The 13,425-nt window shown below is 53.7% G+C and carries 13 protein-coding genes; 1 reads left to right on the top strand and 12 read right to left on the bottom strand.

All coding sequences use genetic code 11. The annotated features are described in order from the left end of the window. Window positions 1-60 precede the first annotated feature (60 nt). The 11 genes from purA to nnr all read right to left on the bottom strand — a co-directional run bounded on the left by purA (window position 61) and on the right by nnr (window position 11,999). Window positions 61-1,359 carry an adenylosuccinate synthase gene (gene purA / locus D9734_RS05630; RefSeq protein ID WP_000527955.1) on the bottom strand — a complete coding sequence of 433 codons (1,299 nt, stop codon included), beginning with the start codon at window positions 1,357-1,359 and terminating at the stop codon, window positions 61-63. Between the two features lie 103 nt (window positions 1,360-1,462). Continuing rightward, window positions 1,463-1,660 (bottom strand): DUF2065 domain-containing protein, encoded by a 198-nt coding sequence (locus D9734_RS05625; RefSeq protein WP_001089295.1) that lies wholly within the window; start codon window positions 1,658-1,660, stop codon window positions 1,463-1,465. 81 nt (window positions 1,661-1,741) lie between these two features. Next, window positions 1,742-2,746, bottom strand: a complete 1,005-nt coding sequence (gene hflC / locus D9734_RS05620) for a protease modulator HflC (protein ID WP_001232411.1) — start codon at window positions 2,744-2,746, stop codon at window positions 1,742-1,744. Between the two features lie 2 nt (window positions 2,747-2,748). Next, complete coding sequence (hflK, locus tag D9734_RS05615) at window positions 2,749-4,008, bottom strand: FtsH protease activity modulator HflK (RefSeq protein ID WP_130205989.1); 1,260 nt, start codon at window positions 4,006-4,008, stop codon at window positions 2,749-2,751. 85 nt (window positions 4,009-4,093) lie between these two features. Next, on the bottom strand, window positions 4,094-5,374 hold the full coding sequence (gene hflX / locus D9734_RS05610; protein ID WP_000460360.1) for a ribosome rescue GTPase HflX: 1,281 nt from the start codon (window positions 5,372-5,374) through the stop codon (window positions 4,094-4,096). A 76-nt stretch (window positions 5,375-5,450) separates the two neighbouring features. After that, window positions 5,451-5,759, bottom strand: coding sequence for an RNA chaperone Hfq (gene hfq / locus D9734_RS05605; protein ID WP_001051883.1), 309 nt, complete (start codon window positions 5,757-5,759; stop codon window positions 5,451-5,453). Window positions 5,760-5,844: 85 nt separating this feature from the next. Then, window positions 5,845-6,795 (bottom strand): tRNA (adenosine(37)-N6)-dimethylallyltransferase MiaA, encoded by a 951-nt coding sequence (gene miaA / locus D9734_RS05600; protein ID WP_001280339.1) that lies wholly within the window; start codon window positions 6,793-6,795, stop codon window positions 5,845-5,847. Then, window positions 6,788-8,653 (bottom strand): DNA mismatch repair endonuclease MutL, encoded by a 1,866-nt coding sequence (gene mutL / locus D9734_RS05595; protein ID WP_130205987.1) that lies wholly within the window; start codon window positions 8,651-8,653, stop codon window positions 6,788-6,790. Before mutL ends, miaA begins: the two co-directional genes overlap by 8 nt. 9 nt (window positions 8,654-8,662) lie before the next feature. Further along, window positions 8,663-10,000 carry an N-acetylmuramoyl-L-alanine amidase AmiB gene (gene amiB / locus D9734_RS05590; protein WP_130205985.1) on the bottom strand — a complete coding sequence of 446 codons (1,338 nt, stop codon included), beginning with the start codon at window positions 9,998-10,000 and terminating at the stop codon, window positions 8,663-8,665. Window positions 10,001-10,018: 18 nt separating this feature from the next. Further along, entirely contained in the window at window positions 10,019-10,480 is a 462-nt protein-coding gene (gene tsaE / locus D9734_RS05585; protein ID WP_000981977.1) for a tRNA (adenosine(37)-N6)-threonylcarbamoyltransferase complex ATPase subunit type 1 TsaE, read from the bottom strand. Further along, complete coding sequence (nnr, locus tag D9734_RS05580) at window positions 10,452-11,999, bottom strand: bifunctional ADP-dependent NAD(P)H-hydrate dehydratase/NAD(P)H-hydrate epimerase (RefSeq protein WP_130205983.1); 1,548 nt, start codon at window positions 11,997-11,999, stop codon at window positions 10,452-10,454. Before nnr ends, tsaE begins: the two co-directional genes overlap by 29 nt. Between nnr and queG the strand changes: the two genes are divergently transcribed. Beyond that, entirely contained in the window at window positions 11,998-13,137 is a 1,140-nt protein-coding gene (gene queG, locus D9734_RS05575; protein WP_130205981.1) for a tRNA epoxyqueuosine(34) reductase QueG, read from the top strand. The two genes, nnr and queG, sit on opposite strands and share 2 nt — an antisense overlap. On the opposite strand, the gene D9734_RS05570 is transcribed toward queG, so the two are convergent. Then, complete coding sequence (locus D9734_RS05570) at window positions 13,120-13,173, bottom strand: hypothetical protein (protein ID WP_100699686.1); 54 nt, start codon at window positions 13,171-13,173, stop codon at window positions 13,120-13,122. The genes queG and D9734_RS05570 overlap by 18 nt on opposite strands. Window positions 13,174-13,425 lie beyond the last annotated feature (252 nt).

The raw sequence follows: 13,425 nt of genomic DNA, 5'->3' as shown, positions 1-13,425 counted from the left end.
ACACAGCAATGTATCACACTGTTAGCCCAGCAGGCAAAATATCTGCCGGGCGTCCCAGAATTACGCGTCGAACGGGTCGCGCAGAATCATGGTTTCAGTACGATCCGGGCCGGTAGAGATGATATCGATCGGTACACCGGTCAGCTCTTCAATGCGCTTGATGTAGTTCAGCGCCGCCTGCGGCAGGCCGCTACGATCTTTCACGCCGAAGGTGGATTCAGACCAGCCCGGCATGGTTTCGTAAATCGGCTCAACACCTTTCCAGTCGTCAGCTGCCAGCGGAGTGGTAGTCACTTCGCGACCATCCGGCATACGGTAAGCCACGCAGAGTTTCACCTCTTTCAGACCATCCAGAACGTCCAGTTTGGTCAGGCAGAAGCCAGACAGGGAGTTCAGCTGTACCGCACGGCGAACGGCAACGGTGTCCAGCCAGCCGGTACGACGACGACGACCCGTAGTTGCGCCGAATTCGTTACCCTGCTTGCAGAGGAACTCGCCAGTTTCATCAAACAGTTCGGTCGGGAACGGACCTGCACCTACACGAGTGGAGTAAGCTTTGAGGATACCCAGAACGTAATCAACATAACGCGGGCCCAGGCCGGAACCGGTCGCCACGCCACCAGCAGTGGTGTTGGAGGAAGTTACATACGGATAAGTACCGTGGTCGATATCCAGCAGCGTACCCTGCGCACCTTCGAACATGACGAAATCGCCACGCTGACGCGCCTGGTCGAGCAGGTCAGAAACGTCAACCACCATAGAAGTCAGGATGTCGGCAACTGCCATCGTATCATCCAGAACCTTCTGGTAATCAACCGCTTCAGCTTTGTAGTAGTTAACCAACTGGAAGTTGTGATATTCCATCACTTCTTTCAGTTTTTCAGCGAAGGTTTCTTTGTCGAAAAGGTCGCCAACACGCAGACCGCGACGTGCTACTTTATCTTCATAAGCAGGCCCGATACCACGACCGGTGGTGCCGATCGCTTTCGCGCCACGCGCTTTCTCACGCGCGTTATCCAGCGCAACGTGATAATCAAGGATCAGCGGACATGCTTCAGACAGCAGTAGACGCTCACGAACGGGGATGCCACGGTCTTCCAGTTCTTTCATCTCTTTCATCAGCGCGGCCGGAGACAGCACAACACCGTTACCGATGATGCTGGTTACATTCTCGCGGAGAATACCTGATGGAATAAGATGGAGAACGGTTTTTTCACCGTTGATTACGAGAGTATGGCCTGCGTTGTGACCGCCCTGGTAGCGTACAACATATTTAGCCCGTTCAGTCAGAAGATCGACGATCTTACCTTTACCTTCGTCACCCCATTGGGTGCCCAGTACGACGACGTTGTTACCCATTTTTCAAAATCACCGTTTGCTTAAAAATGGATTCTACCATCGCTTTTTCAGAGTTACAGCACTTTTTGCATCCAAAAATGACCTTAGCCAGCCTATTTTTTGCTCAGCCAATCGTTTTCCTCAACATGTAGTAGACCACAACGCCCGCAACCACAAGTCCACCGCCAAAACGACGTAAAATATTATCGGGTAAATTAGTCATTGCGGAGATCATCTTCTTCCATGCCTTCGGGTAAAGCATCGGCCCTAAACCTTCCAAGACTAAAACCAGGGCAAGCGCCAGCCAGATTGTCGAATTCATTCATTATCCTTATAGAAAAAGAAAACCACCGACATCCCTGAGGATGCGGTGGCTTTATTGACCTGTACCGCGGTCGTTATCTTAACGCGTCGCGGAACTCGGCGTCTTCATGTAGCGGAAGAAATCGCTGTCCGGGCTCATGACCATCACGTCCTGATTGCCAGAGAAGCTGTTCTCATAAGCACGCAGGCTACGAATGAACGCGTAGAAGTCCGGATCCTTGCTGAATGCGTCTGCAAACAGCTTGGCAGCTTCGGCATCACCTTCACCGCGCATGATACGGCCCTGACGTTCTGCTTCTGCCAGCGTTCTGGTGACTTCATAGTCAGCAGTCGCACGCAGTTTTTCTGCTTCTTCCTGACCTTGTGAACGATGACGACGCGCTACCGCTTCACGCTCGGCGCGCATACGGTTGTAGATCGCTTCAGACACTTCGGTCGGCAGGTTGATCTGCTTGATACGCACATCGACAACTTCAATACCCAGCGCCGCCATACTGTTCGGGTTGATGACCGGAACTTTGCCCTTCGTCTCAGCCGTTACGCGCTCTGCCGCTTCGGCAATGGCGTTATCTGCTGCCGGGGTAGTAACTTCATCTTCTGTACCCGCAGAACCAGAGTTCAGCGCGTCACGCACTTCCAGGGTCAGACGACCACGGGAATCGGTGACGATGTCTTTCACGTCCAGACGACCAATTTCAGAACGCAGACGGTCAGAGAACTTACGTTTCAACAGCACTTCCGCTTGCGAAATGTCGCCACCACCCGTTGCCAGGTAGTAACGGCTGAAATCGCTGATGCGCCATTTGATGTAAGAGTCGACGATCAGGTCTTTCTTCTCTTTGGTCACAAAGCGGTCTGCCTGGTTGTCCATGGTCTGAATACGCGCGTCGAGCATTTTCACCGTTTCAATGAACGGTATCTTGAAATGCAGACCCGGCTCATAAACCAGAGGTTTGTTGTCATCGTCACGCAGTACCTTACCAAAACGCAGCGTAATACCGCGCTCACCTTCTTTGACGACAAAGACAGACATGTAAAGCACTACCAGCACGATGATGATAATCGCGATAACTGACTTACGCATCGTTATTCCCCCTGACGCTGGTAGTCGTTACGCTGCGCGTTGGCGCGGCGTTGGTCCATAATATCGCCCTGACTGGTGGACGACGTGTTGCTTACTCCACTGGTTGTGGAGGAAGAGGCTGGCGGCAGACGCAGCAGATTGCTGGCACCGTTATCGCTCTTCGCCGCAGGCGCGTTACCACCTTTCAGCATCTGGTCTAACGGCAGAACCATCAGGTTGCCACCTTTATCGTTAACCAGCACTTTGCGGGTGTTGCCCAACACTTTTTCCATCGTCTCGATATACAGACGCTCGCGAGTAATTTCCGGCGCAGCTTTATATTCCGGCAGAAGTTTAGCAAAGCGCGCCACTTCACCCTGAGCTTCCAGGATGGTCTGGGCCTTGTACGCACGCGCCTCTTCGAGGATACGTTGCGCCTGACCGTTCGCACGCGGCTGAACTTCGTTGGTATACGCTTCTGCTTCACGAATGTATTGCTGTTCGTTTTCACGCGCGGCAATCGCATCATCAAACGCCGCTTTTACTTCTTCCGGCGGACGAGCAGCCTGGAAGTTGACGTCCAGCAGCGTGATACCCATGTCATACGGGCGGATAGTCTCTTCCAGTTCGCGCTGAGTATCGCTACGAATCACGGTACGACCTTCCGTCAGAATGCGGTCCATGGTGTATTTACCGATAACCCCACGCAGGGCGCTGTCGGTAGCCTGACGCAGGCTGTCATCCGGGCTGGTCACGCTATACAGATATTTTTCCGGATTGGTGACGCGGTACTGCACGTTCATCTCAACGCGCACTACGTTTTCATCGGACGTCAGCATCACACCGGAAGCGGCCAGTTCACGCACGGCTTCCACGTTCACCGGTTTGACTTCGTCGATAAACGTCGGTTTCCAGTTCAGACCCGGCTCAACCAGATGGCTGAATTTGCCAAAGCGTGTTACCACGCCGCGTTCGGCTTCTTTAATGGTGTAGAAACCACTGGCCGCCCAGATAATGACAATCGCTGCCGCTGCGATGGTAACGACACGACCGCCAAGCTGCGGGCGCGGGCCTTGCGATGAACTGCCACCGCCAGAACCAGTGCCTTTACCGCCGCCCAGACCACCGAGCTTTTTGCTCAGTTTGCGGAAGATATCATCTAAATCAGGTGGCCCTTGATCGCGACCGCCTTTGTTTCCATTTCCCTCAGAGTTGCCGCCAGGTTTGCTGCTTCCCCACGGGTCGCGGTCTTGTCCGTTATTACCGGGCTGATTCCACGCCATGTTTGTGCTCCATATTTGTTATGCGGTGATCCCTGTTGTCTTTCGACGCCAGAGGATATGACTCCACGCTTCAGACGCTACGCCGTTAGATCAGGTAATCGATCAACGCCGGTTCTTGTTTACAGAGGCGACGCCAGTCAACGATCGGCATACGAACTTGCAGACTTACGCTGCCGTCCTCCTCCATCCACTCTTTTTCTATTGCCTGAAGCTGATAAAAACGACTTCTCAGACGCCCTTCCTGCGGCGGCAAACGCAATGTATGCTGCGCCACCTCGCCGGAAAGCCGCTCCGTCAAAGCCTGAAAAAGCTGTGGTATCCCCGCTCCGGTCTGTGCGGAAAGCCAGACACGGATCGGTTTGTTCTCTTCGTCCCGATCAATACGCGGTTCGAAATCTTCCAGCATATCGATCTTGTTCATCACCAGCAGAGTTGGGATCTCGTGAGCATCGATCTCTTCAAGAACCGTATTCACCGCTTCGATGTTTTCTTGTACACGCACATCTGCCGCATCAATGACGTGCAGCAGCAATGTGGCTTGCCGCGTCTCTTGTAACGTGGCTTTAAATGCCGCCACCAGATCGTGCGGCAGATGGCGAATAAACCCTACGGTATCTGCCAGCACGGTTTCACCGACATCTGCGACGTCAATACGCCGCAACGTCGGGTCGAGGGTGGCAAACAACTGGTCTGCCGCGTAGACCCGCGCTTCGGTGATGCGATTGAAAAGGGTAGATTTACCGGCGTTGGTATATCCCACCAGCGAAACAGTAGGGACGTCGGCTTTGATACGTGATTGCCGCCCCTGCTCACGCTGCTTTTCAACTCTTTCCAGGCGCGACTGTATCTGTACGATGCGATTACGCAACAAACGACGGTCGGTTTCGAGCTGGGTTTCACCCGGCCCCCGCAAACCGATCCCGCCTTTCTGTCTTTCAAGGTGGGTCCAGCCACGCACCAGGCGCGTAGCCAGATGGCGCAGCTGCGCCAGCTCAACCTGCAACTTACCCTCATGGGTACGCGCACGTTGGGCGAAAATATCTAAAATAAGGCCGGTGCGGTCGATAACACGACACTCGCACAAACGCTCCAGGTTACGCTCCTGCGCCGGGCTCAGGGCATGGTCAAAAAGAACGACCGAAGCTCCCGTCGCTTTTACGGCTTCCGCAATTTCAACTGCTTTACCTTCACCTACAAAATACTTTGGGTGCGGCGCTTTACGGCTACCGGTAATCACCTGCAATGCTTCGACACCGGCGGAAGAAACCAGAGATTCAAACTCCTGGAGGTCTTCCATATCTTTGTCTTGCGTAAAATAGATGTGTACCAGTACCGCCTGCTCACCAGCATCATAACGGTCAAACAAGCGTATAACCCTCTAAATAGATCAGCGGGGAACGCAGGATCGCTGGCTCCCCGTGTAAAAAAAACAGCCCGAAACCTTATTCGGTTTCTTCGCTGTCCTGTTGCGCGGAAGTATTCTGCGCGCTGCTACCATGATGGTAGTTACTGCTGGTACCGCCACCGGCGTTGTTACTGTGATGAGAAACCGGGCGAGACGGGACAACAGTAGAAATCGCGTGCTTATAAACCATCTGGCTGACCGTGTTTTTCAACAGGATCACGAACTGATCAAAAGACTCGATTTGTCCTTGCAGCTTAATACCATTCACCAAATAAATAGAAACTGGAACACGTTCCCGACGCAGTGCGTTCAGGAACGGATCTTGTAAAGATTGCCCCTTAGCCATTCTCTCTTTTCCTTATATGCTTATTTGTACTTTGAACCTTTCGATTCTGAAAAAATTGCGCACGATACGTCTCAATTGTACACATTCAGCCTGCGATAGCACCAACAACCTGTAATACTTCGTCACGCGCCTGTTCTGGTTTTTCACTGTCAAGCCAGTGAACCCCTTCCCAACCACGCAGCCAGGTTATCTGCCGCTTCGCCAACTGTCTCGTGGCGCAAACACCTCGATAAACCATTTCATCGTATGAGATTTCGCCTTCAAGGTAAGACCACATCTGGCGATAACCCACGCAACGAATGGAAGGCAAATCCGTATGCAAATCTCCTCGGGCAAAAAGCGCCCGGACTTCTGCTTCAAAACCTGAAGCCAACATCTGATGAAAACGCTGCTCAATTCGTTGATGGAGCAGTTCACGGCTCGCCGGGGCGATGGCGAACTGATGCACCTGATACGGTAGAGCGTCTCCTGACGTTTGCGTCAGTTCCGTTAAAGTTTTACCCGAAATGAAAAAAACTTCCAGTGCTCGGGAAAGCCTTTGTGGATCATTTGGATGAATCCTTGCTGCCGCAACCGGATCGATCTCCTGAAGTTGACGATGCAATGACTCCCAACCTTGCTCTGCCGCCTGTTGCTCAATTCTGGCCCGTACTTCCGGGTCCGCCGACGGTAGTGGCGACAACCCTTCCAGCAACGCCTTGAAATACAACATCGTACCGCCCACTAACAGCGGGATCCGCCCCGCCGCCGTGATATCGGCCATTTCCGCCAGCGCATCGCGGCGAAAATCAGCGGCCGAATAAGCCTGCGACGGATCGCGAATATCCAGCAATCGGTGCGGCGCGGCGAGTAATTCTTCAGCGTTCGGCTTCGCCGTCCCGATATCCATCCCTTTGTAAATAAGGGCAGAATCAACGCTTATCAACTCTACTGGTAAAATTTTACGCAGCTCAATAGCTAACGCCGTTTTACCGGAGGCCGTCGGCCCCATCAAAAAAATCGCCTTAGGCAGGCTCGCCTTACTGATATCACTCATCTTTCAGGGCTTTTATCGCCGGATGTAAATCAACAGATTGTAACAGACCACCCGGCGGCGTTTTCACAAGCTGCGGACATAACCGTTCTACGTCCGTCAGCAGGGTAATGGCCTGTGCCATTGACCACTGCGCATGTTCGCTCATCAGATTTCGTGCAATCCACTGTGCAATATTGCCAGGTTCGAATACGGACTGCTTCGCCAGGTAGCCTATCAGTTCAGGAATCAAGATTTGTAAATTTTGTTGGCGTAAGGGTAAAGGCACGGCCCTGATGGTCACATGCTGCGCATCGGACTGAAATTCAATACCCAATTCCGCCAGTGCAGACTGCGCTTTTTCTAAGGCCGATCTTTCTTCACCAGAGACTTTTAGCCGCAGCGGAATAAGCAGCGGCTGAGCGCAGACCGGCGCATCTCCCGGCGTTAACTGCGCCTGACGTAACCAGCGTTCCGCCACCGGCAGGGCTAAAAGTGAAATATTGCCGTCACGTTCTAGTAGCGCACAGTCCGAATGGACGATAGTCAACACCCGACCAAAGCTTTGACCATTCGCAGCCAGCGTAAGTTCCTGCGATTCTTGCACTTTTGGTTTGTGCATCGCTGCAGGCGTTTGCAAAAGCTGGCGATACACATCGCCTTGCTGTTTCTGGTAGCCCGGTTGCGCGTTCGGCCACGGGGCGGCCTGACGGCTACCGCTACTTGCAGCAGGCGCAGGAGATGAAGACGGAGAGTAACGCGGAGCCACTGGCTCACGAACTGCCGGTTCAGCAAAGTGATTACGCCCTGCTGCCACGCGGTTTTCGGGTATATGGCGCGGTGCTGACTGGGCGTTATCTTCCAACGGCAAAGGCGTTTCCAGCTGCTGTTGCAGCACGCTCAGCACGCCCTGATAGATAAAGTCATGCACCAGACGCGACTGATGGAAACGCACTTCGTGTTTGGCGGGGTGCACGTTGACGTCCACCTGATGCGGGTCGATCTCCAGATATAGCACAAATGCCGGTTGCTGATCGGCCCCCAGTTTGTCTTCGCAGGCCTGGCGGATCGCGTGATTGATCAGGCGATCGCGCATCATGCGACCATTCACGTAGCAATACTGAATTTCCGCCAGTGCGGGCGTGATGTGATTCGGATCGGCCACCCAGCCGCGCAGCGTGAGATCGCCGTGTTGCCATTCAATCGCCAGCGCATGTTCGAGAAAAGCGGTGCCGCAAATCGCCCCTAAACGGCGTTCTTTTTGCCCGCCTTCCGGCACTGCGCGGTACTGGCGTACGATTTTTCCGTTATGCGACAGGTTGATAGTGACGTCGAAACGCGCCAGCGCAATGCGGCGGATGATTTCATCGATATGGTTAAATTCAGTTTTCTCAGTGCGCAGGAATTTGCGCCGCGCCGGGGTATTGTAGAACAGGTCCAGCACTTCCAGCGTCGTTCCCACCGGATGGGCCGCCGGTTTTACCGTCACGTCCATATCGCGGCCTTCGGCATAAGCCTGCCAGGCCTCCTGCTGCTCCGCGGTACGCGAAGTGAGCGTCAGACGGGAAACCGAACTGATACTCGCCAGCGCCTCACCGCGAAAGCCCAGGCTGATAATGGCTTCGAGATCGTCCAGAGAGGCGATTTTACTGGTGGCATGACGCGCGAGCGCCAGCGCCAGCTCATCTTTTTTGATACCGCAGCCGTTATCACGAATGCGGATAAGTTTCGCCCCACCGCGTTCGATATCAATATCGATACGCGTCGCGCCCGCATCGAGGCTGTTTTCCACCAGTTCTTTGACTACCGACGCAGGTCGCTCGACCACCTCACCTGCGGCAATCTGGTTCGCCAGTTGTGGCGGTAAGACCTGAATTGGCATCAATAATCCTTAGTTTGGCAGCGTGCGATCTGGCGTCGTCACCGTACTGGCAGTTTGTGCCGTTGCACCCTGCGGCGCAGACTGCATTGGATGCGCAAGGAAGTAATTGCGCAGGCCGTTGTAAATGGCTTCTGCCAGTTGTTGTTGGTAATCGTCGCTCGCCAGCAAACGTTCTTCGCTGTTATTGCTGATAAAACCAGTTTCGACCAGTACTGACGGGATATCCGGCGAACGCAGAACGCCGAGACTGGCGTGTTCTGGTCGGCGTTTATGAATTTCGCCAATGCGTTGCAACTGACTGATCATATTGGTCGCCACATCATACCCTACCCGCTGGGAATGACCGAATTGTAAATCCAGCACCGCCTGGCTTAGGTACGGGTCGGCCTGACTGTTCGCCAGCACATCGCCCGCCCCGCCCAGCAGCTCCGACTGCTTCTCATGCTGTTCCAGCCAGCTTGCCATTTCGCTGTTGGCGCGACGGTTTGAGAGCACCCATACGGAGGCACCGGTGGCACTACGGTTTGGTGCGGCATCGGCATGAATCGACACAAGGAAATTGGCGTTTTGCTTACGTGCCACATCACTGCGCCCCATCACCGAGATAAAGTAATCCCCGTCACGGGTTAAAACGCCCTTAAACATCGGATCGTTATTGAGCAAGGTACGTAATTTACGCGCAATGGCGATGGTGACATTTTTCTCCCGCGTACCACCAGGGCCGATAGCGCCAGGGTCCTGACCGCCGTGTCCAGCATCAATAGCGATGACAATTTTATCGCCAGTGTTAGCCGTCGCGCGCGCTGCCGGACGCGTTACCGTATTGCTGCTGATAACACCCGTGGTACGGTTGCTTTCTGTTTTAAACGGATTGCGCGCCGGTTCGCTGACACGCGGGGCAACCACTGGCGGAGCCTCAACGCGTTTAGCAACCACAGGCGGTGGAGGGGGCGGTGGCGGCGCATCGGCATTAATCGTAAAGACAACGGTGTAATTGCTGCCATTCTGCCGCTTCACCGCTTCGGTTTTACCGTTTTCGGTAAGATCGACCACCAGCCGCAACGTTTGTGCATCTTTAGGCGTTCCAGAGCGAATCGCCTTCACCAGATTATTACCGCTGAACAACAACGGCAGCCCCTGAATCACGCCCGTTTGTTTGATATCGAGCGCCACGGTGCGTTTGCTTTGATGGCTAAACGCATAATCAGGATCGCCATTAAAACTTAACGTTATCCGCGCCTGTTGATTACCGTTAGAAACCTGAATATCAGAGAGCGTCGCGGCGCCAGCCTGCGCGCACAGCAGCACCAACGCCGCCACCAACCAATTTCTGATGCGATACATCATCCCGCCACCTTTTAAAGGTTAACCGGCTAAACGCGCCAGCAACAATTCACCCGCAGAGGAAACCGCACTCACGCGCGCCTCACGGCCTTGTGCCTGATAATCAATGTGTATTTCGACATCCGGGTCAGGAAGAACACCTGTACCTTGTTGTGGCCACTCCACCAGGCAGATGGCATCGTTGGCAAAATAGTCGCGGATCCCCATAAACTCCAACTCCTCGGGATCGGCAAGGCGGTACAAATCAAAGTGATAAACCATTAAATTGTCGAGCGTATAGGGTTCGACCAGCGTATAAGTGGGGCTTTTGACATTACCCTGATGACCCAGAGCTTGTAAAAAGCCCCGGCTGAAGGTGGTTTTACCTGCGCCTAAATCGCCATACAGATAGATTACGGTTGCGCCATCGCAGGCTTTCGCTACCCGCTCGCCCAGGTCTAATGTTGCCTGCTCATCAGGGAGCGGAATTACTCGATTCATCATGGTTTTTATCAGTCACTTCCGGGTTAACAATACGCTGTAGCGTGGAAAAGAGATCGGTTGCCAGCATCCCGCGCGTACCAAAACGCGCTGCCAGTACGTCAGCTGCCGCACCGTGTGCGACACAGCCCGCGCACGCTGCATCATACGGCGATAATTTTTGCCCAAGCAATGCGCCAATAATACCAGAGAGCACATCGCCCATGCCGCCGCTCGCCATGCCTGCATTTCCGGCGTCAATAATACCTAAAGCGTCAGGATGTGCGGCGACCACGGTTCCGGCACCTTTCAGCACCGCTACGCCGCCATAACGTTGTACCAGACGTTGTGCGTAATGTAAGCGGTCACTTTCAATTTCAGCGACGGAACAGCCTAACAACCGCGCAGCCTCGCCAGGATGCGGCGTGATCACGCGATTGTGACGCTTATCGGGATTGATTGCCAGCAGGTTCAATGCATCGGCATCCCACAACATCGGTTTACGAAAATTCTCAACTTTTTGCAGGGCTTTTTTTCCCCATTCTTGCTGGCCCAAACCTGGGCCAATCACCACCACATCGGCCCATTCCAGGCTGTCTGTAAGAGAGTCCATAGTCAGTTCATGCACCATCAATTCCGGTCGTGCGGTCAGCAGCGGCGCAATGTTTTCACTGCGGGTCAGCACTCTGACCAAACCAGCGCCAGCACGCAGCGCCGCTTCTCCTGTCATACGAATAGCTCCTGCCGTGCCGTGATCGCCACCGATAATCACCAGCCGCCCGTGATCACCTTTATGCGAAGTCGGGCGACGCGGTTTCAGCCAGTGAGAAAGTTGTTCAGCAGAAAACCGTTGAATTTTCGTCTCCTGACCTGCCAGCCAGCTATCCAGCCCCAGAGAGTCAAAATGCAGTTGTCCGGTAACATCCCGCGCTTTCCCGGTGAGCAAGCCAGGTTTCAGCGCAATAAAGGTGATGGTGTGATCGGCGTTGATCACCGCACCTGGCGTGGCGCCGGTTTCCGCCAACAGGCCGGAAGGGATATCAACCGCCACAATCGGCGCGGGATGGGTATTAGCATGGTCGATTAATTGGCTAATAGATTCACGAGGCGCTTGCTGCAATCCAGTGCCGAGCAGCGCATCGACGATCAGATCCACCGACTCGGGCCAGACAATATTCGTCGCATGGATTTCGCCTCCCGCGTTTAACCATGCCTCGCGTGCCAGCGCGGCCTCTTCCGGCAACGGTTTGTCACTTTCCTGGGCCAGCAGCGTGACATCAATGCCGACCGCTTTTGCCAGCCGCGCGACCACGTAACCATCACCGCCGTTATTGCCGTGACCGCACAGCACCAGCCAGTGGCGGGCGTCAGGATAAGCAGCACGACACACCTGAAATGCGGCTTCGCCAGCGCGAAGCATCAGCTCATAGAGCGTTAGCCCCAGCGCATCTGCCGCCTCACGTTCGCCGCGGCGGATATCGTCGGCGTGCCAGACGGTGTGTGGTATACTTACGGGGTTTTTCTTCATTGTATGGTCCGTCATGTCAGAGCCCCTCGATCTCAATCAGTTAGCGCAAAAAATTAAACAGTGGGGGCTGGAACTGGGCTTTCAGCAGGTGGGTATTACCGATACCGATCTCAGCGAGTCCGAGCCCAAACTGCAAGCATGGCTGGACAAACAGTACCACGGCGAAATGGACTGGATGGCGCGTCACGGTATGCTGCGCGCCCGCCCCCACGAGTTATTGCCCGGTACGCTGCGCGTGATCAGCGTGCGGATGAATTATCTTCCTGCCAACGCCGCATTTGCCAGCACGCTGAAAAATCCCAAACTCGGCTATGTTAGCCGTTATGCGCTGGGCCGTGACTATCACAAGCTTCTGCGCAACCGACTCAAAAAGCTGGGCGAGATGATTCAGCAACATTGTGTTTCGCTGAATTTTAGACCGTTTGTCGATTCTGCGCCTATTCTCGAGCGCCCGTTAGCTGAAAAAGCTGGACTTGGCTGGACAGGTAAGCACTCACTTATCCTCAATCGCGAGGCCGGTTCGTTCTTCTTTTTAGGTGAATTGCTGGTCGATATTCCTCTGCCCGTGGATCAACCGGTCGAGGAAGGATGCGGTAAATGCGTGGCCTGTATGACGATTTGCCCGACCGGCGCCATCGTCGAGCCATATACCGTCGATGCTCGCCGTTGTATTTCTTATCTGACGATTGAGCTGGAAGGGGCTATCCCGGAAGAGTTGCGACCGTTAATGGGAAACCGTATTTACGGCTGTGATGACTGTCAGCTTATCTGCCCGTGGAATCGCTATTCACAACTGACAACTGAAGACGATTTCAGCCCGCGCAAACCACTACACGCACCGGAACTCATTGAGCTTTTTGCATGGAGCGAAGAGAAATTCTTAAAAGTCACGGAAGGATCGGCGATTCGCCGTATAGGTCACCTGCGTTGGCTGCGTAATATCGCCGTAGCATTAGGCAATGCGCCCTGGGATGAAGCGATTCTGACGGCGCTGGAAAGTCGTAAAGGTGAGCACCCACTTCTTGATGAGCATATAGCGTGGGCGATTGCGCAGCAAATTGAGAGACGAAATGCGTGCGTGGTCGAAGTGCAATTACCAAAAAAACAGCGTCTGGTTCGTGTAATTGAAAAGGGACTACCACGTGACGCCTGATTCATCCACAGCTTGTGAATAAAAATAAAAACGCATTGCAATTCAAGACGAATATCATCGTCAAGTGATCGATACGACAAAATGCAATCTTAATTTTCAACTTATATATCAACAAGTTAAAAAATTACTATTCACCGTGCGAAGTTTTTCTGAAATTAAGATTACAGCCCGGACCTGTGGATAACTCTGTTTACAAGAGTTTGTCAGAGGCAACAAAAACCAGCAATAACGCATCGCGTCGCTGTGGATATTTTATTGGGGGAAGAATTTGGAGCGGGAAACGAGACT

Origin of the sequence: Escherichia sp. E14S1 (genome assembly GCF_004211995.1) — a bacterium.
GTDB lineage: Bacteria > Pseudomonadota > Gammaproteobacteria > Enterobacterales > Enterobacteriaceae > Escherichia.
Note: the sequence above shows the minus strand (reverse complement) of the source record. Positions and strands in the feature narration are given on the sequence as shown.